This window comes from Rhodopseudomonas palustris, from assembly GCF_007005445.1.
In the GTDB taxonomy this organism is placed as follows: domain Bacteria; phylum Pseudomonadota; class Alphaproteobacteria; order Rhizobiales; family Xanthobacteraceae; genus Rhodopseudomonas; species Rhodopseudomonas palustris_G.
Genome location: NZ_CP041387.1, coordinates 4,235,573 through 4,260,491 on the forward strand (window position 1 = coordinate 4,235,573; position 24,919 = coordinate 4,260,491).

General features: G+C 67.0%; 26 protein-coding genes and 1 other RNA gene. 9 read left to right on the top strand and 18 right to left on the bottom strand.

Annotated elements, in window-relative coordinates; translation table 11 throughout:
- The first annotated feature begins 108 nt into the window (after positions 1 to 108).
- Together FLL57_RS19490 and FLL57_RS19495 are read left to right on the top strand one after the other, a co-directional pair.
- A complete protein-coding gene (locus FLL57_RS19490; protein ID WP_142884252.1) occupies positions 109 to 1,308 on the top strand; it encodes a DNA recombination protein RmuC in 1,200 nt (399 codons plus the stop codon).
- Positions 1,309 to 1,378: 70 nt separating this feature from the next.
- Complete coding sequence (locus FLL57_RS19495; protein ID WP_047307355.1) at positions 1,379 to 2,758, top strand: AmpG family muropeptide MFS transporter; 1,380 nt, start codon at positions 1,379 to 1,381, stop codon at positions 2,756 to 2,758.
- Positions 2,759 to 2,795: 37 nt separating this feature from the next.
- Here FLL57_RS19495 and FLL57_RS19500 read toward each other — a convergent pair whose 3' ends face one another.
- The 5 genes from FLL57_RS19500 to ffs all read right to left on the bottom strand — a co-directional run bounded on the left by FLL57_RS19500 (position 2,796) and on the right by ffs (position 6,450).
- On the bottom strand, positions 2,796 to 3,227 hold the full coding sequence (locus FLL57_RS19500; protein WP_013500497.1) for a hypothetical protein: 432 nt from the start codon (positions 3,225 to 3,227) through the stop codon (positions 2,796 to 2,798).
- Positions 3,228 to 3,246: 19 nt separating this feature from the next.
- Positions 3,247 to 3,852, bottom strand: a complete 606-nt coding sequence (gene recR / locus FLL57_RS19505) for a recombination mediator RecR (RefSeq protein WP_047307357.1) — start codon at positions 3,850 to 3,852, stop codon at positions 3,247 to 3,249.
- 105 nt (positions 3,853 to 3,957) lie between these two features.
- The gene (locus FLL57_RS19510; protein WP_013500495.1) at positions 3,958 to 4,278 is read right to left on the bottom strand and encodes a YbaB/EbfC family nucleoid-associated protein; all 321 of its coding nucleotides are present in this window, start codon (positions 4,276 to 4,278) and stop codon (positions 3,958 to 3,960) included.
- Between the two features lie 21 nt (positions 4,279 to 4,299).
- Entirely contained in the window at positions 4,300 to 6,168 is a 1,869-nt protein-coding gene (locus FLL57_RS19515; protein WP_142883765.1) for a DNA polymerase III subunit gamma/tau, read from the bottom strand.
- A gap of 185 nt (positions 6,169 to 6,353) precedes the next feature.
- Positions 6,354 to 6,450: signal recognition particle sRNA small type (gene ffs / locus FLL57_RS19520), an RNA gene on the bottom strand.
- 177 nt (positions 6,451 to 6,627) lie between these two features.
- Here ffs and FLL57_RS19525 point away from each other — a divergent pair.
- From FLL57_RS19525 to FLL57_RS19535, 3 genes are read left to right on the top strand one after another with little or no spacing between them, the layout of a single operon-like run.
- Complete coding sequence (locus tag FLL57_RS19525; protein WP_142883766.1) at positions 6,628 to 7,047, top strand: HIT domain-containing protein; 420 nt, start codon at positions 6,628 to 6,630, stop codon at positions 7,045 to 7,047.
- 4 nt (positions 7,048 to 7,051) lie between these two features.
- Entirely contained in the window at positions 7,052 to 7,984 is a 933-nt protein-coding gene (nudC, locus tag FLL57_RS19530; protein WP_142883767.1) for an NAD(+) diphosphatase, read from the top strand.
- A complete protein-coding gene (locus tag FLL57_RS19535; RefSeq protein ID WP_047307360.1) occupies positions 7,981 to 8,919 on the top strand; it encodes a sugar kinase in 939 nt (312 codons plus the stop codon). Before nudC ends, FLL57_RS19535 begins: the two co-directional genes overlap by 4 nt.
- A gap of 177 nt (positions 8,920 to 9,096) precedes the next feature.
- On the opposite strand, the gene FLL57_RS19540 is transcribed toward FLL57_RS19535, so the two are convergent.
- Entirely contained in the window at positions 9,097 to 9,528 is a 432-nt protein-coding gene (locus FLL57_RS19540; RefSeq protein ID WP_142883768.1) for a cupin domain-containing protein, read from the bottom strand.
- Complete coding sequence (gloB, locus tag FLL57_RS19545) at positions 9,525 to 10,292, bottom strand: hydroxyacylglutathione hydrolase (RefSeq protein WP_013500489.1); 768 nt, start codon at positions 10,290 to 10,292, stop codon at positions 9,525 to 9,527. Before gloB ends, FLL57_RS19540 begins: the two co-directional genes overlap by 4 nt.
- Positions 10,293 to 10,465: 173 nt before the next feature.
- On the opposite strand from gloB, the gene FLL57_RS19550 reads away from it, so the two are divergent.
- Positions 10,466 to 11,236, top strand: a complete 771-nt coding sequence (locus tag FLL57_RS19550; RefSeq protein WP_041807660.1) for a class I SAM-dependent methyltransferase — start codon at positions 10,466 to 10,468, stop codon at positions 11,234 to 11,236.
- Positions 11,237 to 11,385: 149 nt separating this feature from the next.
- Here the strand turns inward: FLL57_RS19550 and FLL57_RS19555 are convergent, their stop codons facing one another.
- The 5 genes from FLL57_RS19555 to FLL57_RS19575 form a co-directional block, all read right to left on the bottom strand.
- Positions 11,386 to 12,090, bottom strand: a complete 705-nt coding sequence (locus FLL57_RS19555; protein ID WP_013500487.1) for a DUF4167 domain-containing protein — start codon at positions 12,088 to 12,090, stop codon at positions 11,386 to 11,388.
- Positions 12,091 to 12,541: 451 nt separating this feature from the next.
- A complete protein-coding gene (prmC, locus tag FLL57_RS19560; protein ID WP_047307363.1) occupies positions 12,542 to 13,411 on the bottom strand; it encodes a peptide chain release factor N(5)-glutamine methyltransferase in 870 nt (289 codons plus the stop codon).
- Positions 13,408 to 14,493, bottom strand: coding sequence for a peptide chain release factor 1 (gene prfA, locus FLL57_RS19565; protein ID WP_013500485.1), 1,086 nt, complete (start codon positions 14,491 to 14,493; stop codon positions 13,408 to 13,410). Before prfA ends, prmC begins: the two co-directional genes overlap by 4 nt.
- Before the next feature lie 54 nt (positions 14,494 to 14,547).
- Entirely contained in the window at positions 14,548 to 16,815 is a 2,268-nt protein-coding gene (gene ptsP / locus FLL57_RS19570; protein WP_013500484.1) for a phosphoenolpyruvate--protein phosphotransferase, read from the bottom strand.
- Between the two features lie 330 nt (positions 16,816 to 17,145).
- Positions 17,146 to 18,399 (bottom strand): aspartate kinase, encoded by a 1,254-nt coding sequence (locus tag FLL57_RS19575; RefSeq protein WP_013500483.1) that lies wholly within the window; start codon positions 18,397 to 18,399, stop codon positions 17,146 to 17,148.
- 208 nt (positions 18,400 to 18,607) lie between these two features.
- Between FLL57_RS19575 and ubiG the strand changes: the two genes are divergently transcribed.
- A complete protein-coding gene (gene ubiG / locus FLL57_RS19580; RefSeq protein WP_013500482.1) occupies positions 18,608 to 19,369 on the top strand; it encodes a bifunctional 2-polyprenyl-6-hydroxyphenol methylase/3-demethylubiquinol 3-O-methyltransferase UbiG in 762 nt (253 codons plus the stop codon).
- 104 nt (positions 19,370 to 19,473) lie between these two features.
- Here ubiG and FLL57_RS19585 read toward each other — a convergent pair whose 3' ends face one another.
- Complete coding sequence (locus FLL57_RS19585; RefSeq protein ID WP_142883769.1) at positions 19,474 to 20,298, bottom strand: MBL fold metallo-hydrolase; 825 nt, start codon at positions 20,296 to 20,298, stop codon at positions 19,474 to 19,476.
- A gap of 159 nt (positions 20,299 to 20,457) precedes the next feature.
- On the opposite strand from FLL57_RS19585, the gene FLL57_RS19590 reads away from it, so the two are divergent.
- Entirely contained in the window at positions 20,458 to 21,357 is a 900-nt protein-coding gene (locus FLL57_RS19590; RefSeq protein WP_013500480.1) for an EamA family transporter, read from the top strand.
- Here FLL57_RS19590 and FLL57_RS19595 read toward each other — a convergent pair whose 3' ends face one another.
- The 5 genes from FLL57_RS19595 to FLL57_RS19615 form a co-directional block, all read right to left on the bottom strand.
- The gene (locus FLL57_RS19595) at positions 21,358 to 21,795 is read right to left on the bottom strand and encodes an EamA family transporter (RefSeq protein ID WP_041807002.1); all 438 of its coding nucleotides are present in this window, start codon (positions 21,793 to 21,795) and stop codon (positions 21,358 to 21,360) included. It lies immediately after the preceding gene.
- 223 nt (positions 21,796 to 22,018) lie between these two features.
- Complete coding sequence (locus FLL57_RS19600; RefSeq protein ID WP_013500478.1) at positions 22,019 to 22,513, bottom strand: DUF1178 family protein; 495 nt, start codon at positions 22,511 to 22,513, stop codon at positions 22,019 to 22,021.
- Positions 22,510 to 23,385 (bottom strand): carbon-nitrogen hydrolase family protein, encoded by an 876-nt coding sequence (locus FLL57_RS19605; RefSeq protein ID WP_142883770.1) that lies wholly within the window; start codon positions 23,383 to 23,385, stop codon positions 22,510 to 22,512. The genes FLL57_RS19600 and FLL57_RS19605 overlap by 4 nt, the downstream gene beginning before the upstream one ends.
- Positions 23,382 to 23,657, bottom strand: coding sequence for a glutaredoxin 3 (grxC, locus tag FLL57_RS19610; RefSeq protein ID WP_013500476.1), 276 nt, complete (start codon positions 23,655 to 23,657; stop codon positions 23,382 to 23,384). The genes FLL57_RS19605 and grxC overlap by 4 nt, the downstream gene beginning before the upstream one ends.
- A gap of 41 nt (positions 23,658 to 23,698) precedes the next feature.
- Complete coding sequence (locus FLL57_RS19615; RefSeq protein WP_013500475.1) at positions 23,699 to 24,514, bottom strand: ComF family protein; 816 nt, start codon at positions 24,512 to 24,514, stop codon at positions 23,699 to 23,701.
- A 102-nt stretch (positions 24,515 to 24,616) separates the two neighbouring features.
- On the opposite strand from FLL57_RS19615, the gene FLL57_RS19620 reads away from it, so the two are divergent.
- A complete protein-coding gene (locus FLL57_RS19620; protein ID WP_013500474.1) occupies positions 24,617 to 24,919 on the top strand; it encodes a hypothetical protein in 303 nt (100 codons plus the stop codon).

The window sequence follows — 24,919 nt, forward strand, 5'->3', positions numbered from 1 at the left end:
ACCGAACGGAGCCTCTGCCACTTTCGGCGCGTTCGGGCTTAAAGGTCTGTTCAGCGCCCTGTTCTATCTTCGTTCCCCATGAGTGTGCAATCTGCGACACCGGCGGCGATGGATCAGATCCTGTTCAGGTTCGGCGACCTCCCGGTCAGCGTCGGAATGGCCGGCGGGGCTATTGCAGTCGTGGCACTGGCGCTGCTCGCGATCATCGCCGTGCTGGTGGCCCGGGGCAGCGCCGCGCGGCGGACCGCAGAGATCGACCAGCGGCTGGCACTGTTGATGCGGGCCCAGCACGAGGCCAACGGCCGGGTCGATGCGATGGGCCGGGCGCTCGCCGGCCGCCAGGCCGAGATGGCCCGGGCGATGAGCGAACGGCTCGACAGCGTCACCCACCGGTTCGGCCAGTCGCTGACCCAGTCGACCCGCTACACCATGCAGAGCCTGCAGGCGCTGCACGAGCGGCTCGGCATCATTGACCGTGCCCATGACAACCTCACCGAATTGACCGATCAGGTGACGACCCTGCGCGACGTGCTCGCCAACAAGCAGGCGCGCGGCGCGTTCGGCCAGGCCAGGATGGAAACGATCGTGCAGGACGGGCTGCCGAAGGGCTCGTTCGCGTTCCAATACACGCTGTCGACCGGCAAGCGGCCGGACTGCGTGGTGCTGATGCCGGATCAGCCGCCGCTGTGCATCGATGCCAAGTTCCCGCTCGAAGCCGTCACAGCGCTGCGCGAGGCGCGGACCGACGAGGAGAGAAAGTCCGCTTCGCAGCGGCTGCGCATCGACGTGATGCGCCACGTCGACGACATTGCGTCGAAATATCTGATCCCGGGCGAGACCCAGGACACCGCGCTGATGTTCGTGCCGTCGGAGTCGGTCTATGCGGAAATCCACGACGGTTTCGACGACGTGATTCAGAAGGCCTATCGTGCCCGCGTCGTGCTGGTGTCGCCGTCGCTCTTGATGCTGGCGATCCAGGTGATGCAGCAGATCCTGAAGGACGCGCGCATGCGCGACGCCGCCGACCAGATCCGCACCGAAGTGCTCAGCCTGTCCGACGATCTGGCTCGCTTGCGCGAGCGCGTCACCAAACTGCAGACCCATTTCGGCCAGGTCAACGACGACGTCCGCCAGATCCTGATCTCGGCCGACAAGATCGAGCGCCGCGCCGCTCGGATCGAGGAGCTGGACTTCAGCGACCCGGCCGCCCCTGCAGCGGCTTCCGCGCCCGAAGCGCCGTTGGCGCCCGACCGCGCTGACCTGTTCGCCGCAGCGAGCTTCCGCATCGACGAAATGACGCGGAGCTGACGAAGCAGGGCTCCGGCCATCATCACCGCGGCCGCCCGCTTGGCGCCGCCGAATCGGATAGATTCACCCCATGACTAGCCCCGCTTCCGGCCTGCCACAGGCCGATCCCGCCGCTCCGCAGAGTCCCGCCAAGCCGGGCTGGCGCGACGCGATGGCGGTGTATTTGCAGCCCCGCGTGCTGGTGGTGCTGTTTCTCGGGTTCGCGTCGGGGCTCCCGCTGGCACTGTCTGGCTCGACGCTGCTGGTCTGGATGCGGGAGTCCGGCGTCGATCTCGGCACCATCGGGCTGTTCGCGCTGGTCGGCACGCCCTACACGCTGAAGTTCATCTGGGCGCCGCTGGTCGATGCGCTGCATGTCCCGCTGCTGACGCGCGCCTTCGGCCGCCGTCGCGGCTGGCTGGTGTTCGCGCAGCTATTGCTGATCGCCGCAATCCTGCTGCTGGCGCTCACCGATCCGGCGAAGTCGCCGCTGTATGTGGCAATCGGCGCGTTGCTGGTCGCCGCCGCCTCGGCGACCCAGGACATCGTCATCGACGCCTTCCGCGTGGAGAGCCTTCCGGAAGACGAGCAGGCTGCCGGTATGGCGTCCTATGTGGCCGCCTACCGGATCGGCATGTTAATCTCGACCGCTGGCGTGCTGTTCCTGGTCAGCGCTTATGAGAGCACTGGACTGACGCGCAACACCGCGTGGATGTGGGGCTATGTGACGATGGCCGCAATGGTGCTGATCGGCACCGTCACGGCGCTGGTCGCCACCGAGCCGGAGCAGTCACGCCGCGCCGAAGCGGCGACCAGCGGCGAAAGCAGCTTCAAGCGGGTGTTCCACGCGGCGCTCGGCGCCTTCACCGAATTTCTCACCCGCAAGGATGCGCTCACCGTCCTCGCCTTCGTGGTGCTGTTCAAGTTCACCGACGCGTTCTCCGGCACCATGACGGCGCCGTTCGTGATCGATCTCGGCTATTCGCGCAACGACTATGCGGCGATCGTCAAGGGAGTCGGGCTGGCGGCAACGCTGATCGGCGGCTTCGCCGGCGGCTATTTGGCCCGGCGCTATTCGCTGGTCACCAGCCTGTGGATCGGGGCGGTGCTGCAGGCGGTGTCGAATCTGGCGTTCGCCTGGCTGTCGACCGTCGGCGTCAATCAATGGGCGCTGGCGATGGCGATCTCGGTGGAGAATTTCACCGGCGCGATCGGCACGGTGATCTTCGTCGCGTACCTGTCGGCGCTGTGCCAGAACCCGCTACATACCGCAACGCAGTACGCGCTTCTCACCGCGCTGGCCGCGGTCGGTCGCACCTATCTGTCCGCCGGCGCCGGCTACGTGGCACAGGCGACCGGCTGGCCGGCATTCTTCATCATCAGCGTCGCAGTGGCCGTCCCGAGCCTGGTGCTGCTGGCCTTTCTGCAACGCCGCGACCACTTCGCCACGCTCCGGCCGGCGAAGGCGTAGCAAACGCTCGCTCCCCACGAACGCGAGTGGCTGCGGCTTACTTCACCAGACTCCATTTGGTCACGACCGCTTCGCTGATCTGGCCGGGCTCGCTGGCGCACGCCACCGACCCGACCTTCAGCGCGACCTGTTTGCCGCGGTGAGACTTCAATTGCGATGCCTGGGCTTCGTCCGCCGGAACGATCTGGAACGTCTCGGGGCCGTTTTCGAGGTTGCAGAGCCCGGACGGCGCCGGCAGCCGACGCGGATCGCTGACGAGCTGATAAACCGGGCCGGCCTTGCCCCTCGCCCGCGTCTTCAGCGCGTTGAGTTCGCCGCTGAGCAGGTCGCCGATCCGCAGCGCGGTGGGCTTCGGCAGCGCCGCCTGCGCCTGGCCGCCCTGTGGCGCATCATTCGCCGATGCCGCGGGGGCGGCGAGCGTGACGGCGAGCGCGGCGATCGTCAAGAACGGGAAGCGGAATCGAGTCATTAGGTCCAATCCGGTTAGGTCAGAACAAGGTACGCTGTCGCATCGCCGCCGACAGCGTTCCTTCGTCGAGATAGTCGAGTTCACCGCCGACCGGTACGCCATGAGCCAGCCGGGTCACCTTGACGCCTGCGTCCTGCAAAAGGTCGGTGACGTAATGTGCGGTGGTCTGGCCGTCGACAGTCGCGTTCAGCGCCAGGATGATCTCGGCGACGCCGGGATCGTGCGCGCGCTTCACCAAAGCGTCGATCGTCAGATCATCCGGGCCGACGCCGTCGAGCGGCGACAGCGTCGCGCCGAGAACGTGGTATCGGCCGTTTGTGGCGGACGCGCGTTCGAGGGCCCACAGATCGGCGACGTCGGCCACCACCACGATGATCGAGGAATCGCGCCGCGGATCGGTGCATACCGTGCAGGGATTCTGCGTGTCGATGTTGCCGCAGGTTGTACACACCTGGATCTTGTCGATCGCGACCTGGAGCGCCGCGGCGAGCGGTGCCATCAGCGCGTCGCGCTTCTTGATCAGATGCAGCGCGGCGCGGCGCGCCGACCGCGGCCCCAATCCGGGAAGCCGCGCCAGCAACTGGATCAGACGTTCGATCTCGGGGCCTGCGACCGAACTGGCCATCGGGAATTCGTCTCCGTTCGGTGGTCGGACGCGCGACGCACGGCTTCCGCCGGTCTCGTCACGGAGACGGGCGTTTGGTGGGGCGAATCGAAAGGCCGGAAAAGACTAACCCAGGCCGAGTCCAGGCGGCAGGCCGAGGCCCCCGGTCAGCGCCTGCATTTTCTCCTGCATCGCCGCTTCCGCTTTGCGATGGGCGTCGCCATGCGCCGCCACCAGAAGATCTTCGAGGACTTCGCGCTCCTCGGGGTTGATCAGCGACGGGTCGATCGAGATGCCACGCACCTCCATCTTGGCGCTCATCCGCACCTTGACGAGGCCGCCGCCGGACAGCCCTTCGACCTCGATCTGGTCGAGTTCGGCCTGCATCGCCTTCATCTTCGATTGAAGCTGCGCCGCCTGTTTCATCATGCCGAGAAAGTCAGCCATGATCGGATTCCTTTCAGATCGCTAGTCGTCTTCGTCGATTCGCTCGGAGGGATCGTCCATATCAGACTCGATCTCCACCGGCTCGGAGGCGAGCCGCCGCACCGTCAGTTTGGCGCCGGGAAACCGCGCCAGGACTTCCTGCACCCGCGGATCGTTCTCCGCCGCCCGCTCACGCTCGTTCTGCTGCGCCTCGCTCTGCCGGCGCAGCGTCGGCTGGCCGGGCGCGTTGGAGACGATCACCGTCCAGCGCCGGCCGGTCCATTGCTCGAGCTTGCGCCCGAGTTCGTTGATCAGGCTGCGCGACGCGGTGGGCTCCAGCGCCAGTTCGAGCCGCCCGTCCTCGATCCGCACCAGCCGCACGTCGGCTTCGAGCGCCAGACGGGTCATCACATCGCGCTTCTCCGACGCCAGCGCGACGAGCTGCGGAAACGTGGTGATCTTCAGCGCCGGTGGTTCGGGCTCGGGCGCCGGCGCGCTGACCGGGGAGCGCGCCGCATTGTCGAGACCGCCGCGCAGCATCGTCGGCGCACCACCCACACTCATCGTGGGGGCGCTGCGCGGCAACGCCGCCGCGCTCGGGGCGGAGAGCGAGGCCGCCGACGCCACCGGCGCGGACGAGCCGCCGCGCGTGCCGCCACCGCCTGGAATCGCCGGCGCATCGCCGCCGCCGCTCTGCTGCAACATCCGCAGCGCTTCCTCCGGGGTCGGCAGATCGGCCGCATAGGCGATCCGCACCAGCACCATCTCGGCGGCGGCGGCCGGGCGGGTCGCGCCCTGCACCTCGGCGACACCCTTCAGCAGCATCTGCCACATCCGCGACAGCACCCGCATCGACAGCTTGGCGGCGAACTCGCGCCCGCGCACCCTCTCGGTTTCGCCGAACGCGACATTGTCGGCGATCGCCGGCACGATCTTCACGCGGGTGACGAAATTGACGAACTCAGCGAGATCGGAAAGCACCACCACCGGGTCAGCGCCGGTGTCGTATTGGTCGCGGAATTCGGCAAACGCGGCAGCGATGTCGCCGCGCGCCAGCGCATCGAACAATTCGATCACTCGCGTCCGGTCGGCCAACCCGAGCATCTGCCGCACGGCATCCGCCCGCACCACGCCCGCGGCATGCGCAATCGCCTGATCGAACAGCGATAGCGAATCGCGCACCGAGCCTTCAGCGGCGCGGGCCACGATGCCGAGCGCTTCCGGCTCGACCTCGACGCCTTCCTTCTGGGCGATGTTCGACAGGTGGTTCATCAGCACATCGGCCTCGACCCGGCGCAGGTCGAAGCGCTGGCAACGCGACAGCACCGTCACCGGGACTTTCCGAATCTCGGTGGTGGCGAACACGAATTTGGCGTGCTCCGGCGGCTCCTCCAGCGTCTTCAGGAAGGCGTTGAACGCCGCCGTCGACAGCATGTGAACTTCGTCGATGATGTAGACCTTGTAGCGCGCAGAAGCCGGCGCATAGCGCACGCTGTCGTTGATTTGGCGGACGTCGTCGACACCGGTGTGCGAGGCGGCGTCCATCTCCAGCACGTCCATGTGCCGGCTTTCCATGATCGCCTTGCAGTGCACGCCGTGCACCGGCATGTGGATGGTCGGCCCCTTCACCGAGCCGTCCGGCAATTCGTAGTTCAGCGCCCGCGCCAGGATGCGCGCCGTGGTGGTCTTGCCGACCCCGCGGACGCCGGTGAGAATCCAGGCCTGCGGAATCCGGCCCGTATCGAACGCGTTGGAGACGGTGCGGACCACCGCTTCCTGGCCGATCAGATCCTCGAAGCTGTTGGGGCGATATTTCCGCGCCAGCACCCGATAGGCACCGCCCGGCGTGCTCACGCTGGCCGGCTGCTCGGGAGCGGCGGGCGGCCTCGCAGAAAGGCCAGTGTCACTCATCGGTCGGTCCGCAATGCTGTGTCTGTGGCGCCGGATTGCGGAAACAAACGGGGCGCTGGGGACGGGGCAGGATCATGCGGCTGGCCCGGAACACCCCTCGCACCGGACCGGCATCCGCCGGTCCTGATCCACCCTGGTCCGGCCGCAGCGCCCCATATCCGAGGGCAGCACGGCCGAAAGATAAGGTAGGAGACTGACGAGCGACCCGATCCAGACCTCGTTAGGGCTGCTTCCTTCCGGACCTGACCCGGTTGGCGAGAGGCTCGTCCACCGCCAATCTCCCGGTGCCTATTTGGCGCCAAACCGAACCGAATGCAAGTCGCAGGTCGCCGCCTTGGACCTTCGGCTAGCTGGCGCTTCCGCCGGTCCGGACGGCTTGGTATGACTGCGAGGCGGCCTCGCGGCCGTCCCCGCCACAGACAAGAGCCCACGCTCCGCTAACGGGCCGATGGAACCGCAATGTCCCCCTCCGACTGGTCGCTGAGCTCCCGGCTCGAACAAGACACCATCAATATCGGCGATCTGCCGCTCAGCCGCGTGCTGGTGATCAAGGACGCAAATTATCCGTGGCTCCTGCTGGTACCGCGGCGGGCAGGCGCGAGCGAGATCATCGACCTGGACGAGGTGGCGCAGGCGCAACTGATGACCGAGATCTCCCGCGTGAGCCGCGCGCTCAAGGAAGTCTCCAAATGCGACAAGCTCAATGTCGCGGCGCTGGGCAATCTGGTGCCGCAGCTCCACATTCACATCATCGCACGCCGCTCCAGCGACGCCGCCTGGCCACGGCCGGTGTGGGGCGTGATGCCGCCTCTGGCGCATGATCCCGAAGAGGTGCAGCAGTTCATCAACCTGCTCCGCCGCAAGATCTGGCTGAGCTGAGCCGATGAGCACCTCGTTTCCGCTCGGCCAGCCCGCTTTCGTCACTCACGTGCTCGACCGCGCCGCGCATCTGCGCGGCAACGACGCCAAGCTGATGGCGATGGAGGAGCGTGGCGACACCCGCGCCTTTGTGGTTCATCGCGATTCGCTGCTGGTCAAGCACGAACCCGCCGGTCCGCGGGCCGAGCTGACGATCAAAGAGGCGCTGGCACTCGGCGCCAACCCCGGCACGATCTTCCTCGGCCTGCGCAACGGCGCTGCCGTGTTCGGCATGGGGATCGGCGCCCCGGCCGCAGACAGGCTCGCGGGGCGGCCGGACGCCGGTCTCGCCGAGCTGCGCGGTCTTGCGATGCAGGGAGTTCTGCCGGTCGAGCAACTCTCGGCGATCGCGATGGCGAAGTCGCTGGTCAACTGGCACCAGCGCCACGGCTATTGCGCCAATTGCGGCGCCCGCACCGCGATGGCGCAGGGCGGCTGGAAACGCGACTGCCCGTCCTGCAAGGCCGAGCACTTCCCGCGCACCGACCCTGTGGTGATCATGCTGGTGACGCACGGCGATCGCTGCCTGCTCGGCCGGCAGAAGCAATTCCCGACCGGGATGTATTCGTGCCTCGCCGGCTTTGTCGAGGCGGCTGAAACCATCGAAGACGCGGTGCGCCGCGAGATCGTCGAGGAGTCCGGCATTCTGTGCAGCGACGTGCGCTACTACATGACGCAGCCATGGCCGTATCCGTCGTCGCTGATGATCGCCTGCACCGCGATCGCCACCACCGAGGCCATCACCGTGGATCTCACGGAACTGGAAGACGCGCGGTGGTTTTCCCGTGACGAGGCGGCGCAGATGTTGAAGCGCGCGCATCCGGACGGGCTGGTCGGACCGCATCCGTTCGCGATCGCGCACCATCTGCTCGGCCGCTGGTTGGAGGAACAATCATGAGCGACACTGCCAAGCACGCGCCGCGTGTGCTGTGCGTCGGGATTCCGGTGCGCGATCTTACTTTCCGGGTCGAGGCGGTGCCGGGCCGCGGCAACAAGGTGCCCGCGAGCGCTTTCGGCGAGATCTGCGGTGGCAACGCGCTCAACGCCGCGATCGGCATCGCCAGGCTCGGCGGTCAGGCGCAGATGTGCGGCCCGATGGGCGACGCCGAAGAGGCCGCGGCGCGGTTCATCTTCGACAAGCTGGCCGAAGAGAACATCGGCTCGGATCACCTCGTTCACATGCCCGGGCTGGTGACGCCGATTTCTGCGGTGCTGGTCGATCCGACCGGCGAGCGTACCATCGTCACCTTCCGCGATCATGGTCTGTGGAAGGTCGCGCTGCCGGACGCCGACATGCTGCTGCAGCACTGCGACGCCATCCTCACCGAAAGCCGCTGCTCCAGCTTCGTCACGCCGCTGTGCGCCGAGGCGACGCGACGGGGAATTCCGGTGGTGGTCGACGTCGACAACGCAATGGCGATGAACGAGGGGCTGCTGACAGCAGCCTCACATCTGATCTGCTCGGCCGAGGCCCTGCACGCCACCGCGGGCACCCAGGACGACGAAGAGGCGCTGAAAAAGCTTGCTCGGCTGACCAAGGCGTTCGTGGCGGTGACGCGCGGCCCGAAAGGTACGCTGTGGCTCGACGACAAGCAGCAGTTCCGCGAGACCCCGGCATTTCCGGTGCATTCGGTCGACACTCTGGGCGCCGGCGACATCTTCCACGGCGGCTTCACGGTGGCATTCGGCGAAGGCCAGGACATCGCCCACGCGCTACGCTTCGCCTCCGCAGCGGCGGCCCTGAAATGCACCCGCCCGGGCGGCGCCTTCGCCTGCCCGACCCGCGCCGAAGTCGACGACCTGCTGGCGAAATCCCCGGTGGGCGCGCTCTGAGTCTGGAGATGGGTGGGGGGGGGGGAGGATGGGTTAGGCACTCTTGCGCCGTAACCCATCGCTCTGCCGTCGCCATCGACGGGGTTTCGCCTTCGGCTCGACCGTCCTGCGAACCAATTGGGCGCGCCGGCGATCAGCTCCGCATCGGCAGAAACCAGCCCCGCGACAGCTTCATTTCTAAGGCTCCCAGCCGGGCGGCGCGAGTTCGAAGCCGACGAAATCGAAGCCTGGCGCCACGGTGCAGCCGACCAGCGTCCACTCGCCGGTCGACGTTGCCGCCTGCCAGGCGTGCGGCGGAACGATCGCTTGCGGCATATGCCCGGCGCCGAGATCGGGACCGAGCGTAGCGGCGCGGCGACCGTCGTCGCCGGCGATCTCCAGCCTCAAGGCGGCGCCCGCGTAGTAGTGCCAAACCTCGGCCGCGTCGATCCGGTGCCAATGCGAGCGTTCGCCCGCACGCAGCAGAAAGTGGATCGCGGTCGAATAGCTGCGGCCGCCGGCGTCGCAGCGGGGATCGCGAAACGTCTCGCGATAGTGTCCGCCTTCAGGATGCGGCTGCAGGCCGAGCCGCGCGATCACCTCGGCGGCGTTGAGAGACACGGCGCTCACCCGTTGTTCTTGCGCTCGCGGATCTCGCCGAACACCTCGGCCGCGGGCGCACCCGACAATCCGACCGCATCTGCGACCGACGGCACGTCGGCACGCAGGAACACGTTGGCCTTCTTTTCTTCGCCGAGCGTCACCGGAATCGTCGGCTTGCCGTCGGCGCGCAGCGCTTCGACCTGCTTGGCCCGGGCCTGCAGATCGGCGTTGCCGGGTTCGATCCCGAGCGCGAACTTGACGTTGGAGGCGGTGTATTCATGTCCGCAATACAGTCTGAAGTCGTCCGGCAGAGCCCGCAGCTTCAGCAGCGATTCCCACATCATCGGATAGGTGCCTTCGAACACGCGGCCGCAACCGATCGAAAACAGCGTATCGGCTGCGAACAGTGCGCGATCGTCGTCGAACACATAGGAGACGTGGTCGAGGGTGTGACCGGGGGTCTCCAGTACCCGCGCAGTGAGGCTGCCGATCCGCACCACGTCGCCCTCCTCCACCCTGACGTCGGCGTCGGCGATCTTGGCATTGGCGTCGTGCGGTGCATGGACGCGGCAATGATACTTGTTCTTCAGCTCGGCGATGCCGCCGACGTGGTCGCCATGATGATGAGTGACGAGGATGTCCGTCAGCTTCCAGCCTTCCTTCTCCAGCGCGGCGATCAGCGGCGCGGCCTCCGGCGCGTCGATCGAGGCGGTCGCGCCGGTCGACGGATCATGGACCAGATAGCCGAAATTGTCGGTGAGGCACGGAACGATGCGGATGTCGGCGGGCATGAGATCTCCGGGACTTGAAGGCGGCAAGAGCGCGCGCCGCTTCGGGCGACGGCGTCGCGCAGATTGAATTCTAACATGGTGGCCGACCGGGACGAAATGAAGCGGTCACGTCCCCGTAAACCAGGCAGGTTGTGGCTTTGCCGGACGGTGCGGCGCCGTGGTAAATGTCGATCATGATGATGGACGTCGTGGATCTGCGGGGGTTCTACAGTAGCCGGCTCGGCATCGTGGCGCGCCGGTTGATCAATCGCAGCATCCAGAGGCGATGGCCGGATGCGCGCGGCGACCGTGTGCTCGGGTTTGGCTATCCGACACCCTATCTCGGCCTGTTCCGCGACAGCAGCGAGCGCTGCATCGCGTTCATGCCGGCGGCTCAGGGCGTGCTGAAATGGCCGACGGCGCGGCCGACCCTGTCGACGTTGGTCGACGAGCACGCGCTGCCGCTACCGGACGCCGCTGTCGACCGCATCCTGCTGGTCCACGCGCTGGAGATGTCCGACGATCCCGAACGGCTGCTGCGCGAAGTGTGGCGGGTGCTGGCGCCGGCGGGCCGACTGCTGGCGATCGTGCCGAACCGGCGCGGGGTGTGGGCGCGCCTGGACAACACCCCGTTCGGCCATGGCCGGCCCTATTCGCGGCCGCAGATCGCCGATCTGCTGCGGCGAACCTGGTTCACGCCGACGGGTTGGGGCGAAGCGCTGTTCGTACCGCCGCTGGCGCAGGGCTGGCTGTTGCGTTCGGCCCCGGCCTGGGAGCGGGTCGGCGCCGCCGCCTCGCTGCCGCTCGCCGGCGTGCACATGGTCGAGGCCACCAAACAGGTGGTGCGGCCGCAGACGGTCAAACGTGAGCGCACCCGGCTGATCCCCGCTCTGGAGCCATCGCTGGTCCCGTCGCCGACGCCGCTGCAGGCCGACGAGTCCGATGCGCCGCCGCTGGCGCGCTGAACCGGCACGACCGAGCCAGCACACAGTAAGACGGCGGACGCCCTGAATCGTCAGAGGCCCCTGAATCGACAAGGCCGCACCCACCGGGCGCGGCCTTGTTCTAGTAGGTATTTTTGTAGGGCATCTCGAACCGGCGTCTGGACACCGGTTCAATCGCCAGCGCCGGCATCCTCGCCAGACGGGGCCGGAGCGGCAGCGGCCTGAGCGGCCGCAGGCTCACCACGCGGGCGGCGCCGACGGCGGGGCGGAAAACGTTCACCGCCGCCGGTATTGCCCTCGAACGCGCCGGGTCCGAGCTGCGGCTGCGGGCCGGTGATGAAGGACGGCAGCCGGTCGACTCCCTCGGACGACGGCTGCGGCTGCTCGCGCGGCACGAATTGCGGCTGGGGCCGGTGCTCACGCGGCTGCGGCTGTTCGCGCGGCTGATAGGGCTGCGGTTGCTCGCGCTGCTGATAAGGCTGCGGCTGCTGCACCGGCACCAGGCCGGGCTCGGCGCCGAAATTGGAGAACTCGCCGTCCTCGCCGTCGTCGGTGTTGTCCAACGTGTCGTTGTCGATCCGCGGCTGCGGCTGATTCTGCCGGAACTGCTCCTGGGCAGCCGCGATCAAACGAAAATAGTGCTCGGCGTGCTGGTAGTAGTTCTCGGCCGCCACCGGATCGCCCGAGGAACGGGCGTCGCGAGCGAGCTGGACGTATTTCTCAGCGATGTGAGAGGCGGTACCGCGGATCTTGATATCGGGGCCGTTCGATTCGAACACCCGGGTCATCGGGTTCTGGCCGCGCCGATTATTGTTGTTATTGCCGCTGTTGTTGTTCCGGTTACGCAGCCGCTTGTTGTTCTGCCCGTTTCTCATGTCCTACCTTCTTACCGAACCTCATTTTGCAAGGCATGGCTGCGCCTGACGCAGGCGTCTCCGTGCCCGTCCGACCAGTCCCTTAGTCTCTTGCCGCTATTGCCGTGTGTCGCGCTCAGCAAAGACGCGTTCCCCAACCCCGGCGGGCGGTCGCGCCGCTGGCCGGACCAAATCAACGAGCCTGTGCAACGAGGCTCAGCTTCTCGCGCGTGAATTCTTCAAGCGTGAATCGTCAGGCTTTCGTTCGCTTCGCGGTCGAAAGCTGCGCGGCTGTCCCAGCCTGTCGCGCTTGATCGAAACCGCCGTATGGAACCTTTTCAGTCAGGGGCTCTCGTGGAGAACATATACTCCCCGCACTTCCGCGGGGCCGACCGTCCCGACCGACATCTGGAGCGGAACGTAGTCGCTCTCGGTCGATATTCCAAGCGGTTTTTTGCAATTTGTTCCGACGTCACCGGGGCGCGAGCCGCCCTGTCACCGCCCGGAAAATCCCTGACAAATCAGCCCGGAACGGGTCGGATACGGTTAACCCGGCAGCCTGCATCAGGGCACTCACATCGGTCTCCTGGCCCTGTCCGATTTCAACCACCAACGCACCGTCTGGTTGCAGCAACCCGGCCGATTCGGGGATAATTTTCCGGTAGGCGTCCAGCCCATCGGCACCGCCGTCGAGCGCTCGGCGCGGATCGTGCTCGCGAACCTCGCGGTCAAGCTCCGCAATCTCAGTAACTGGAATATAAGGCGGGTTGGAGACGATCAGGTCGAACGGGCCACGCAGCGCCGAAGCGTAGTCGCAAGCGACGAAGCGGGCACGGCCGGCGAGCCCGAGACGCTCCGCGTTCCGGCGCGCGGTGCGTAGTGCGCCGAGGCTGATATCGGTGGCGACGCCGCCCGCGCCGGGCAGCTCGGACAACAGCGCCAGCAGGATCGCACCGCTGCCGGTGCCGATGTCGAGAATCCGCGGAGCCGGCGCATCGCGCTCGCCCAGGACGGCGAGCGCCGCATCGACCACTGTCTCGGTATCCGGCCGCGGCACCAGCGTGTCGGCGGACAGCTCGAACGGCAGTCCCCAGAACTCACGCACCCCGAGGATGCGCGCCACCGGCTCGCCGGCGAGCCGCCGCGCCGCGAACGTCCGCAGCCGCTCGCTTTCGTCCTTCGTCAGCGGTCGCTCGGCCTGGACGAGGAGCCCTGTGAGATCGAGACCGGTGACCTCGCCGACCAGCAGCCGGGCGTCGAGCGCGGCGAATTCCAACGCCGCATCCTGAAACTGCCGGGCCAGACGACGACGCGCGGATGTGATCGTCGGTGCGTCGCTCACGCCGCGGCGCCCTGCTCGGCGAGCTGCGCCGCCTGGTGCTCGGTGGTGAGCGCGTCGATCAGTTCGCCAAGGGCTTCGCCGGCGATCACTTGCGGCAGCTTGTAGAGTGTCAGATTGATGCGGTGATCGGTAACGCGGCCCTGCGGGAAATTGTAGGTCCGGATCCGTTCGGAGCGATCGCCGGAGCCAACCTTTTCTTTGCGCTCGGCCGAGCGCGCCGCATCGACGCGCTGTCTCTCGGCGTCGTAGATCCGCGACCGCAGGATGTTCATCGCCGAGGCGCGGTTCTTGTGCTGGGATCGGCTGTCCTGCATCATCACCACGATGCCGGTCGGCAGATGGGTGATGCGGATCGCCGACTCGGTCTTGTTGACGTGCTGACCACCGGCGCCCTGTGCCCGCATCGTCTCGATCCGCAGGTCTTCCTGCTTGATGTCCACGTCGACGTCCTCGACCTCCGGCAGCACCGCGACGGTCGCGGCGGAGGTGTGAATGCGCCCCTGGGTCTCGGTATCGGGCACGCGCTGCACGCGGTGCACGCCCGATTCGAATTTGAGCTTGGCGAACGCACCGCGGCCCTTCACCTCGGCGATGATTTCCTTGAAGCCGCCGACAGTGCCTTCGCTGGCCGAGATCACTTCGACGCTCCAGCCCTGAAGCGCGGCGAACTTTTCGTACATCCGGAACAGGTCGCCGGCGAACAGCGAGGCCTCGTCGCCGCCGGTGCCGGCGCGGATTTCCAGCATCACGTTGCGCTCGTCCATCGCATCCTTCGGCAACAGCGCGATGCGGATTTGCTGAATCAGTTCGTCGCGGTGGGCGTCGAGCGCGTCGCGCTCGGCCTCGGCCATCGCCCGCATCTCCGGTTCGGTCGCCGGGTCTTCCAGCAATTCGTCGATCTCGCCGAGCTCGTCGCGGACCTGGCGATAGCTCTTCACCGCCTCGACCAGTGGATTGAGCTCGGACAATTCGCGGGTGATGCGGACGTAATCCTCGGCGCCGACCTGCGCCATCAACTGCGCTTCGAGCGCGGCGTGATGCGCGAGGAGGACGTCGAGCTTGGCTTCGGGCAGTGAGGACATGGACGATCTCGGATCAACGCGTGAGACGACAAAGCGGCGGCGGACGCCGCTTCGCTACAAGGCGAGCTGATGCGCCTCGGCGAATTCGACGAGCTTGTCGCGGATCGAGACGCTGCCGGCCGGCGCGTCGAGCAGCGGCCCGATCATCGCCTCCGCCTTGGCGAGGTCTAGGCCGAGGATCATCGCCTTGACCGGGCCGTGCGCCAGCGCCGACACCGACAGCGAGCGGTAGCCGATCGCGATCAGCGCCAGCGCCGCCAGCGGCTGCGACGCCATCTCGCCGCACAGCGACAGCGAGCGCTTCGCGGCCCGCGCCTTGCGAACGATATCGCGCAGCGCCCGCAAAATCGGCGCCGACAGCGTGTCGAACCGCTCCGACACTTTCGAATTGCCGCGATCGACCGCGAACAGGAACTGGAACAAGTCGTTGGACCCGACCGAGACGAAGTCGGCGCGCTTGAACAGCTCGTCGAGCTGATACAGCAGTGCCGGGACTTCCAGCATGGTGCCGACGTCCACCCGTTCCGGCAGCGTATGGCCGTGCTGGCGCAGATAGGTCAGCTCGCGCTCGACGATGCTCTTGGCGGCGTCGAACTCGGCGACCTCCGAGATCATCGGGAACATCACCCGCAGGTAACGCCCGGCGGCGGCCCGCAGCAGCGCCCGAATCTGGCTGCGCAGCAGGCCGGGCCGGTCGAGCCCGAGCCGGATCGCGCGCCAGCCCAGCGCCGGGTTCTCCTCGACCACCGTTTCCATGTAGGGCAGCGCCTTGTCGCCGCCGATGTCGAGGGTGCGGAAAGTCACCGGCCTGGTGCCGGCCGCGTCAAGCACGGCGCGATACAGCGCAAGCTGATCGGATGAGCGCGGCAGGCTCTGCCCGACCATGAATTGCAGCTCGGTTCGGAACAGGCCGATGCCCGACGAGCCGGTGTCTTCGATATGCGGAAGGTCGATGGTCAGGCCGGCATTGATCATCAGGTCGATCGGCTGGCCGTCCTTGGTGGCGCAGGGCAGATCGCGCAGCGCCGAATACTGCGCCTGACGCCGAGCCCGGAAACGCACCCGCTCGGCATAGGCCGATTCGATCTCCGCCGAGGGGCGCACATAGATCGAGCCGGAGGTGGCGTCGACGATGATGGCGTCGCCCGGGTCGGCGATGCCCGGCGCGTTCGGCACCTCGCCGACCGCGGCGATGCCGAGGGCACGCGCCACGATCGAGACGTGCGAGTTGGCGGTCCCCTCTTCCAGCACCAGGCCGCGCAATCGCTTGCGGTCGTAGTCGAGCAGCGCCGCCGGGCCCATCGAGCGCGCGATCAGGATGGCGTTGTCGGGAAGCTGCTCGCGCGATGGCGCATGATCCTGGCCGACGAGCTGGCGCATCAGCCGGTGGCCGAGGTCTTCGAGGTCGTGCAGCCGGTCGCGCAAATACGGATCGGTCGAGCGCAGCATCCGCGCGCGGGTGTCCGATTGCACGCGCTCGACTGCGGCTTCGGCCGTGAGGCCGGTGGCGACCGCCTCGTGCAGCTTGTGCGACCAGCCGTGGTCGTTGGCGAACATCCGATAGGCTTCGAGCACGTCGCGATGTTCGCCGCCTTCGGCGAAGTCGCCGCGCTCCAGCATCCGGTCGAGGTCGGCGCGCAGCTTCGCCAGCGCAGTGTCGAGCCGCTTGATCTCCTTCGGCAGGTCTTCGGCGATGTAATTGGTGATGACCACGCGCGGCTCGTGCAGCACGACATGGCCGAGCGCGATGCCGTCGGACAGCACCGCCCCGGTCTTGTGGATCGAGTGCCGCGCGGCCGGCTCGGCGCCGGGCTGGGCCAGCGCCGAGAGTTCGCCCGAGGCGATCATCTCCGCCAGCACCATCGCGGTGGTCTGCAGCGCCTCGACCTCTTCCTCGACATAGGTGCGCTTGGCGCGGTTCTGCACCACCAGCACGCCGAGGGTGTTGCCGGCGCGCAGGATCGGCACGCCGAGGAACGAGTGGTAGATTTCTTCGCCGGTCTCCGGTCGGAACGAGAACGCCGGATGGCTCTGCGCATCCGACAGGTTGAGCGGCGTCGCCTCCGAGGCGACCAGGCCGACCAGACCTTCGTGGGCGTTCAGCACGGTCTGGTGCACCGCTTCGCGGTTCAGACCTTCGGTGGCGTAGAGCTCGAGAGTGTTGTCGATGCGCAGCACATAGACCGAGCACACTTCGGCCACCATGTTGGCCGCGATCAGCACCACGATCTTGTCGAGGCGTTCCTGCGCGGAGACCTGCTCCGCCATGGTTTCGCGGAGCCGTCTCAGCAAGACGCGGGGACCACCCGACGTGCTCCGCATGTGTCGCAATCTCCTCTGCGAGCCTTGCCCTCGGGCGCGCCGCAGCGCCAGCGGAAAAGCTCTAAAGATATTCACCGCCCGATGTCGGGCCGGGCCGGTCGCCGATCGCCCCGGCCCCGGCCGAACCCGCACGAACGGCCGAACCCGACATTCGGACAGCCGCCGCCGAGCCTTCGCAAACGCAACAAGACCAGCTCTGCCAGCCGCCCCGTCGGCGCACGCGCCGTTCAGGCCGTATAGCGAATTGAGGCTTGATTTGCCAAGCAAAACGCCTGCCAGCCGCGCCCGACAAAACCGCCGCACGCGCTTCTAAATCACCGAAAAATTATTCTAAGCTTGATCCAACCCATAGAGCGTATGCAACGTCCGCACCGCCAGTTCGGTGTAGGCGGCGTCGATCAGCACCGAGAATTTGATCTCCGAGGTGGTGATGGCGCGGATGTTGATGTTGCGGGCGGCGAGCGCCGCGAACGCCTGGGCGGCAACGCCGGCATGGCTGCGCATCCCCGACCCGATCACCGACACCTTGGCGACGTCGGTCTCGCTGTCGAATCGGGCGTAGCCGATCTTGTCCTGCGCCGAAGTGATGGTCTGCTTGGCGCGAGCAAAGTCGGAGGCCGGCACCGTGAAAGTCAGGTCGGTGGTCTTGCCGTCTTCGGAGACGTTCTGGACGATCATGTCGACGTTGATGTTGGCATCCGCCAGCGGTCCGAAGATCGACGCCGCCACGCCCGGCTTGTCCTCGATCCGGCGCACCGAGATCTGCGCCTCATCCTTGGAAAAGGCGATGCCGGTGACGACGTGGTTCTCCATGGAGTCCTCCTCGCTGCTGATCAGCGTGCCCGGCGGCGTGCCGTGCGGATCGATATCTTCGGGCTTGTCGAAACTGGAGCGGACAAAGATCGGCATGTTGTGCACCATGCCGAGCTCGACCGAGCGGACCTGCAGCACCTTGGCGCCGAGCGAGGCCAACTCCAGCATCTCTTCGAACGACACCTTGTCGAGCCGGCGCGCCTTCGGCACCACGCGGGGATCGGTCGTATAGACGCCGTCGACATCGGTGTAGATGTCGCAGCGATCGGCCTTCAGCGCCGCCGCGATCGCCACCGCCGAGGTGTCGGAGCCGCCGCGGCCGAGGGTGGTGATTCTGCACGTTTCGGCGTGGATGCCCTGGAAACCGGCGATCACCGCCACTTCCTTGCGCTCGGTGAAGCGCTTGATGATTTCGCTGCCGTCGATCTCGACGATCCGGGCCGACGCATGGGCGTCGCTGGTGCGGATCGGGATCTGCCAGCCCTGCCAGGACCGGGCCTGAATACCGAGCGATTGCAGCGCAATTGCAAGAAGCCCCGACGTCACCTGTTCGCCGGACGCCACGACCGCGTCGTATTCGCGGGCGTCGTGCAACGGCGAGGCTTCGGTGCACCAGGCCACCAGCTCGTTGGTCTTGCCGGACATCGCCGACACCACCACGGCCACCTCATGGCCGGCGTCGACCTCGCGTTTGACATGGCGCGCGACGTTCTGGATGCGCTCGATATTGGCGACGGACGTGCCGCCGAATTTCATCACCAGCCGGCCCATGACGAATAGTGCAATCCTTGCAGACAACGAGTATTGATGGCGCGGAATCCGTCAGGCGGGAGCCGCGTGGCGCGTATACACAGCGGCGCGGTTTCGGGCAAGCAAGGGCATTGCAGCCGCGGAACCTGCGCAACCCGCCCCGGGCGTCTGCCGGGGGCGGACAGGCACGGACATACAGGCACGGACATTGAGGAGCACCGCGCACCCCATGGCACTGCAACCCGAGTCCACCGGCCAGCCGGCCTCGACCGTCGATCCGGCCGAGATCGCGAAATTCTCAAAACTGTCGGCCGAGTGGTGGGACCCCACGGGGCGGATGGCGCCGCTGCACCGGATCAACCCGCTGCGGATCAGCTTCATCCGCGACGCCGCCTGCCGCAAATTCGAGCGCAACGCCAAGAGCCTGAGCTGCCTCGAGGGGCTGCGGATGCTGGATATCGGCTGCGGCGCCGGCCTGCTCTGCGAACCGTTCACCCGGCTCGGCGCCCAGGTGATCGGGATCGACCCCTCCGCCACCAATATCGCGGCCGCCAGACTGCACGCCGACAAGTCGCATCTGGCGATCGACTACCGCAACGTCATGGTCGAGGACATCGACCCGCGTGAGCGCTTCGACATCGTGCTGGCGATGGAGGTGATCGAGCACGTCACCGACGTCGGCGCGTTCCTGTCGCGCTGCGCCGCGCTGGTGAAGCCGACCGGAATCATGGTGGTGGCGACGCTGAACCGCAACTGGAAGAGCTTCGCGCTCGCCATCGTCGGCGCCGAATATGTGATGCGCTGGCTGCCGCGCGGCACCCATCAATGGGACAAGTTCGTCACTCCCGCCGAACTGGAGCAGCACCTCAACCGGCTCAAGCTCACCGTCACCGAACAGTCCGGCCTGGTCTTCAATCCGCTCGCCGACCGCTGGAAGCTGTCGCCCGACATGGACGTGAACTACATGATGGTCGCCGAGCCGGCGCCGTAGAAACCATAGGGTGGGTTAGCGCGCAGCGCGTAACCCACCGATTCCACACCGCGATCCGAAGAGGGTGGGTTACGGCGCTACGCGCCTGCCCCACCCTACGATCCTCACACACCCTTTAGGATGATCACTGTCGGCGTGCCCGGCAGCGTGTCGCGCGAGATCCGAAAGCTACGTTCGCTGCGCTGATCGATCGCGAATGAGCCGCCGATCCGCTGCACGAAGTCCTCCAGCGGCGTCATGAAGCGGTGCATCGGCAGCACCACCGAGGCGCGCAGACGCCGGGTGATCTCCGACATGCCTTCGAGCGACAGCGTGTAGCTGCCGTCGATCGGCACCATCACGATGTCGAGCCGGCCGATCGCGGCGATGTGGCTGTCGTCGAGCGTGGTGTGCAGATGGCCGAGATGGCCGATGCACAGCCCGGCGACCTCGAAGATGAAGATCGAATTGCCGTCCTTGATCATGCCGCCGGAACCGTCGTCGAAGCGGAAGCGGCGGATGTCGGTGGTCACATTGCGGATCAGCATGTCGCCGACCCGCAGCCGGACGTTTGCAGCCTGACCGTTCTCGCCCCAGCCGTGCAGCACGTGGGTGATCGCCGGATCAGGGGTCAGCGTGTAGTGGGTGGAATGCGCCCGGTTCATGGTGACGACGTCGGGAGTGCGCCCGGTATCGTAGCTGCCGCTGTAGTCGGTCGCGACCATCACCCCGCCCGGGGTCTCGATCGTGTAGGTCGAATGGCCGCGATAGGTGATCAGCACCTGCTCGGCCGATGCGGCCCGCCGTAGACTGACCGGTGTCGCCCGCAGCGGCGCCTGCGCCATCGCCAGACACTCGCTGCCGCGAAAGCCGTCCTGCGCCGAAGCGGCCACCGCCGATCCCAAGGCGGCAACCAGCGCGACCACGATCCACTTCAAGGTCCGCGTCATGCGATGCTCCCTCGGAAGCCGTTGCGACGATCGTCCTTGCGACCTGCTCGCGGAGTGTAGCGGCAAACCGGCATCCCGCAATGCAGGCATGAGCGGGTTCCGGTTGACCGCTGCGGACCGGATCGCCGAGGGTGCGGCGTCCCTCCTGCCACCCGTGCCATGTTCACCGTCGTCTCGCTCTGGATTCCTTTCACGCTCGTCGCTGCGCTCGGCCAGGTCGCGCGCAACGCGATGCAGCGTTCGCTGACCGGACCGCTCGGCACCTGGGGCGCCACCAATATCCGGTTCCTGTTCGGCTTCCCGTTCTCGCTGCTGTTCTTCGCCGGCGTATTGGCGGCGACCGGCGATGCGATGCCGTGGCCGGGCCTCGATTTCTGGCCATGGCTGCTGCTCGGCGCACTGTCGCAGATTGCCGCCACCGGGATGATGCTGGCGGCGATGAACGAGCGCTCGTTCGTGGTCACCACCGCGTATCTGAAGACCGAGGCGATCCAGACCGCGATCTTCGGCTTCGTGTTTCTCGGCGATCACCTGAACCTGTGGAAGGTCGTGGCGATCCTGATCGCGACCGTCGGCGTCGTCGTCACAGCGCTGCGCCCGGGCGCCGCCCGCGGCCTCGTCAGCCTGCGGCCGACGCTGCTCGGGCTGGGCGCTGCGGCGGCCTTTGCGCTGTCGGCAGTCGGGTTTCGCGGCGCGATCATCGTGGTGCCGAATGTCACCTTCGTCACCGCCGCGACCTTCACGCTGGTGTTCGCGCTCGGGGTCCAGACGCTGGTCCTGACCATCTACCTGCTGGCGCGCGCGCCGCAGGTGCTGCGCGACATCCTCAGATTGTGGCGACCGTCGATGCTGGCCGGCTTCATTGGCGCGGCAGCGTCGCAGTTCTGGTTCCTGGCGTTTGCGCTCACTGCCGCCGCCAATGTCCGCACATTGGCGCTGATCGAGGTGCTGTTCGCGCAGGCCGTAGCCTACTACTCGTTCAAGCAGCCGGCAGCGCCACGCGAGATCATCGGCATCGTCCTGATCGTGCTCGGCGTCGCGCTGCTGGTCGCGGTGTGATTACTTCAGCGCGATGATCACCGCGCCGGCGGCGATCAGCACGATCCCGATCCATTCGGTGCCGGACGGCCGCTCGCCGAGAAACAGCACGCCGAACACCACCACCAGCACCACGCTGAGCTTGTCGATCGGCGCCACCAGGCTGGCAGGCCCGAGCTTCAGCGCCCGGAAGTAGCACAGCCACGACGCCCCGGTGCACAGCCCGGACAGGATCAGGAACAGCCAGGTCTTGCCACTGATCGGCCCGTCCGTGACCAGCTTTCCGGTTGCCGCCAGCAACCCGCCGAGTGCCACGAGCACCACCACGGTCCGGATGAAAGTGGCGAGATCCGAATTGATGTCCGCCACGCCGACCTTGGCAAAGATCGCCGTCAGCGCCGCGAACACCGCCGACAGCACCGCCCAGAATTGCCAGGAGAGGAGGGTGTCGGGATTCATCGGCGAAATCGTTCGGTGCACATGCCACGTCGGGAGCGCGCTCCCTCGCCCCGCCCTTGCGGGGAGAGGGCTGGGGTGAGGGGCGACACGCATGGCTGTCTCTCGACTATGCGGAGACGCCCCCTCACCCGGTCCGCATCTAACGATGCGAACCGACCTCTCCCCGCACGCGGGGAGAGGTTAAGTCGCGCGCCTTCCTGGCGAGAGGCGCACCTCATTGCGGTTAGTTCCGATCGTCCGGCAGCACCGGCAGCGGCGCGACCTCGATGCCTTCGTCGATCAGCGCCTTGGCCTCGGTCGGCGAGGCCTCGCCGTAGATCGGGCGGTGCTCGATATCGCCGTAGTGCATGGCGCGCGCCTGCTCGGGGAAGCGTTCGCCGACATTGTCGGCGGTCTTGACGATGTGGTCGCGGAGTTCCTTCAGCTTGGCGCGCAGTTCACGCTCCTGCGCCATCAGCAGCGGCGTCGGCGAATTTGCAGAAGCGGCCTCGGCCGGAAGGTTGGTCGCGGCGGGGTCGGCGGCAGCCGGCTCGGGCGCGCGGCCGCGGCCTTTCTTGCCGACGATCTGCGGCGCCATGATCGCCTTTTCGACTTTCACCGAATCGCATTGCGGGCAGCTCACCAGCTTGCGCCGAACCTGGGAATCGTAGGCCGACGAGCTCTGAAACCAGCTCTCGAACACATGCCCTTTGTCGCAACGCAGGCTGTAGCGGATCATGACTGCCGGACCAGATGCAGATGGCCGGTGCCCGCATTGCCATCGGCGACGGTGAAGCGGCGGCCGTGCTGCAGCGACGGGATCTTGCCGCGCGCTTTCGTCACCTCGGCCGGATCAATCCGCGCCATGATGAAGCCGGGCTCGATGCCGCCTTCGGCCAACACCACGCCCCACGGATCGATGATCAGCGAATGACCGAAGGTCTCGCGCTTGTTCTCGTGCAGGCCGCCCTGCGCCGCGGCGAACACGAAGCAGCCGTTCTCGATCGCGCGGGCCCGCAGCAGCACGTGCCAATGCGCCTCGCCGGTCGGCTTGGTGAACGCCGCCGGAACCGTGAGGAACGAGGCGCCGGCTTCCGCCAGCGCCCGGTATAGCGCTGGAAACCGCACGTCGTAGCAGATCGTCAGGCCGATCCGGCCCCACGGCAGATCGGAGATCACCGCGGTCTCGCCGGGCTGGTAGTTCGCCGACTCCCGGTAGCTCTCGCCATTGCCGAGATCGATGTCGAACATGTGGATCTTGTCGTAGCTCGCCAGGATCGTGCCGTCCGGGCCGATCAGGAACGAGCGGTTGACCGCGCGTTCCGGCGAGGCGCGCAGCGCCAGCGAGCCGATGTGCAGATGGATGTTCAGCTCGCGTGCCAGCTCGCGATACGCCTTCAACGAAGCGTCGCTGTCTTGGTCAGCGAGCTGGGCAAATAGCGCTTCACGGTTGAGCTGCATCATGTTGCTCACCTCGGGGGTGAGCACGTAGTCGGCGCCGGCCGCGGCCGCCTCGCGGATCAGCCGGATGCCCTGCTCGAGATTGGGCTCGGGGGTGAGGCCGCTGCGCATCTGCACCAGGGCGGCATTGAACGGCACCGCTTCGGTCATGTCGCTGCCTTTTCGCCGGCGAGCAGCGCATCGAGCTTGCCCTCGCGATCGAGCGCGTAGAGATCGTCGCAGCCGCCGACGTGGGTGTCGCCGATGAAGATCTGCGGATAGGTCGCGCCGGGGCCGGCGCGCTCGTCCATCTTCACCCTGTAGCCCGGATCGGCCGCGACATTGTACTCGGTGAAGGCCGCCTTCTTGCGGTCGAGCAACGACTTGGCAGCGCTGCAATAGCCGCAGCCGGGGCGGGTGAAGATTTCGATCGCTGCGGGCATTCAGGCTCCGTTGGTTGCCGAGGATGGGCGCAAGGAGCGGATTATATGGGGGATTTCAGCGTATCGACAACCCGCGCGAAGACCAGCACCTCGACCGAGACCGCCCTCGCCCGGAGCAGCGCGCGGGCGCAGGCATCGACGGTGGCGCCCGAGGTCAGCACGTCGTCGATCAGCACGATCCGCCGCCCGTGAATCTCGGCCTTACGGTGCTTCGGAACCTTGAACGCTCCCTGCACATTGGCGGCTCGCTCGGACCGCGACAACCCGATCTGATGCGCGGTCGGCCGCACCCGCTGCAGCGCCTCGACCGCCACCGGCAGCTTGGCCTGCCGGCCGATCACCTGCGCGAGCACGCCGGATTGATTGTAGCGGCGCGAGAAACCGCGCCGCCAATGCAGCGGCACCGGCACCAGCAGATCGGCGTCCGTCAGCAACGGCGCTCCGGCACGAGCCATCCACCGCCCCATCGTCGGCGCCAGATCGGTGCGGTCGTGGAACTTGAGGCCGTGCACCAGCGCTTTTGCGATCTCGTCGTAACGCACCGCGGCGCGGGCGCGGGAATAGGCCGGCGGATCGGCGATCGCCTGCATCGACAGCATCCCTGGCCCCGGATCGTAGACGAACGGAATCCCGAGCTTTTCGCAATAGGGCGGGGCGATGAACGAGAGCTGCGACCAGCACCGCGCGCACAACCCGTCGCCGGCGACCGGCTCGCGGCAGGCGACACACAGCGTCGGCAGCGCCAGATCGAGCACGGCCTGGGCAGCTCGGGTCCAGACCCGGCGCAGACCGCCGAGCGCGGCGGTCGCACCGCCGACCGCCTGCCCCCTGGTCCGTCCGATCGCCCCTGCACGCATGGCGCGAGGCTAGCGCCGGATCCACAACCGTCAAGACCGGCCGGGTAGTGCCGGCCGCTGAAAAAGCGCACAACACCGCCAGTCCTTACTCGGGAGATCGCCGTGTCCGAACCCACCGACAAATCCACCGACATTACCTACTTGGATATTCCGACCGCGCCGCATCTGTATTTCGACATCGCTCCGGCGCACGGGGTGATCGCCAACGGCGTCGAGGTCGAACTGGCGGCACGCACGCTGAACCCGCTGGCTGATGGTTCGGTCGAGGTCAAATTCGTCACCACCGCGCGGCTGCGCTGCAGCCAGGCCGGCGCGCTACACTTGCGCAACGCGCTGGATGCGGTGCTGAAGATGTTCGAAGCCTCGCAGCAGGGGCCGTCCTCCGCGGCCTCCAAGCTGAACTGA

Bases quoted from the DNA above. Each gene is read 5' to 3' on its own strand.
- FLL57_RS19490 (WP_142884252.1), top strand. From the start codon at position 109: ATGGATCAGATCCTGTTCAGGTTCGGCGACCTCCCGGTCAGCGTCGGA.
- FLL57_RS19495 (WP_047307355.1), top strand. From the start codon at position 1,379: ATGACTAGCCCCGCTTCCGGCCTGCCACAGGCCGATCCCGCCGCTCCG.
- FLL57_RS19500 (WP_013500497.1), bottom strand. From the start codon at position 3,227: ATGACTCGATTCCGCTTCCCGTTCTTGACGATCGCCGCGCTCGCCGTC.
- recR (WP_047307357.1), bottom strand. From the start codon at position 3,852: ATGGCCAGTTCGGTCGCAGGCCCCGAGATCGAACGTCTGATCCAGTTG.
- FLL57_RS19510 (WP_013500495.1), bottom strand. From the start codon at position 4,278: ATGGCTGACTTTCTCGGCATGATGAAACAGGCGGCGCAGCTTCAATCG.
- FLL57_RS19515 (WP_142883765.1), bottom strand. From the start codon at position 6,168: ATGAGTGACACTGGCCTTTCTGCGAGGCCGCCCGCCGCTCCCGAGCAG.
- FLL57_RS19525 (WP_142883766.1), top strand. From the start codon at position 6,628: ATGTCCCCCTCCGACTGGTCGCTGAGCTCCCGGCTCGAACAAGACACC.
- nudC (WP_142883767.1), top strand. From the start codon at position 7,052: ATGAGCACCTCGTTTCCGCTCGGCCAGCCCGCTTTCGTCACTCACGTG.
- FLL57_RS19535 (WP_047307360.1), top strand. From the start codon at position 7,981: ATGAGCGACACTGCCAAGCACGCGCCGCGTGTGCTGTGCGTCGGGATT.
- gloB (WP_013500489.1), bottom strand. From the start codon at position 10,292: ATGCCCGCCGACATCCGCATCGTTCCGTGCCTCACCGACAATTTCGGC.
- FLL57_RS19550 (WP_041807660.1), top strand. From the start codon at position 10,466: ATGATGATGGACGTCGTGGATCTGCGGGGGTTCTACAGTAGCCGGCTC.
- FLL57_RS19555 (WP_013500487.1), bottom strand. From the start codon at position 12,090: ATGAGAAACGGGCAGAACAACAAGCGGCTGCGTAACCGGAACAACAAC.
- prfA (WP_013500485.1), bottom strand. From the start codon at position 14,493: ATGTCCTCACTGCCCGAAGCCAAGCTCGACGTCCTCCTCGCGCATCAC.
- ptsP (WP_013500484.1), bottom strand. From the start codon at position 16,815: ATGCGGAGCACGTCGGGTGGTCCCCGCGTCTTGCTGAGACGGCTCCGC.
- FLL57_RS19575 (WP_013500483.1), bottom strand. From the start codon at position 18,399: ATGGGCCGGCTGGTGATGAAATTCGGCGGCACGTCCGTCGCCAATATC.
- ubiG (WP_013500482.1), top strand. From the start codon at position 18,608: ATGGCACTGCAACCCGAGTCCACCGGCCAGCCGGCCTCGACCGTCGAT.
- FLL57_RS19585 (WP_142883769.1), bottom strand. From the start codon at position 20,298: ATGACGCGGACCTTGAAGTGGATCGTGGTCGCGCTGGTTGCCGCCTTG.
- FLL57_RS19590 (WP_013500480.1), top strand. From the start codon at position 20,458: ATGTTCACCGTCGTCTCGCTCTGGATTCCTTTCACGCTCGTCGCTGCG.
- FLL57_RS19595 (WP_041807002.1), bottom strand. From the start codon at position 21,795: ATGAATCCCGACACCCTCCTCTCCTGGCAATTCTGGGCGGTGCTGTCG.
- FLL57_RS19600 (WP_013500478.1), bottom strand. From the start codon at position 22,513: ATGATCCGCTACAGCCTGCGTTGCGACAAAGGGCATGTGTTCGAGAGC.
- FLL57_RS19605 (WP_142883770.1), bottom strand. From the start codon at position 23,385: ATGACCGAAGCGGTGCCGTTCAATGCCGCCCTGGTGCAGATGCGCAGC.
- grxC (WP_013500476.1), bottom strand. From the start codon at position 23,657: ATGCCCGCAGCGATCGAAATCTTCACCCGCCCCGGCTGCGGCTATTGC.
- FLL57_RS19615 (WP_013500475.1), bottom strand. From the start codon at position 24,514: ATGCGTGCAGGGGCGATCGGACGGACCAGGGGGCAGGCGGTCGGCGGT.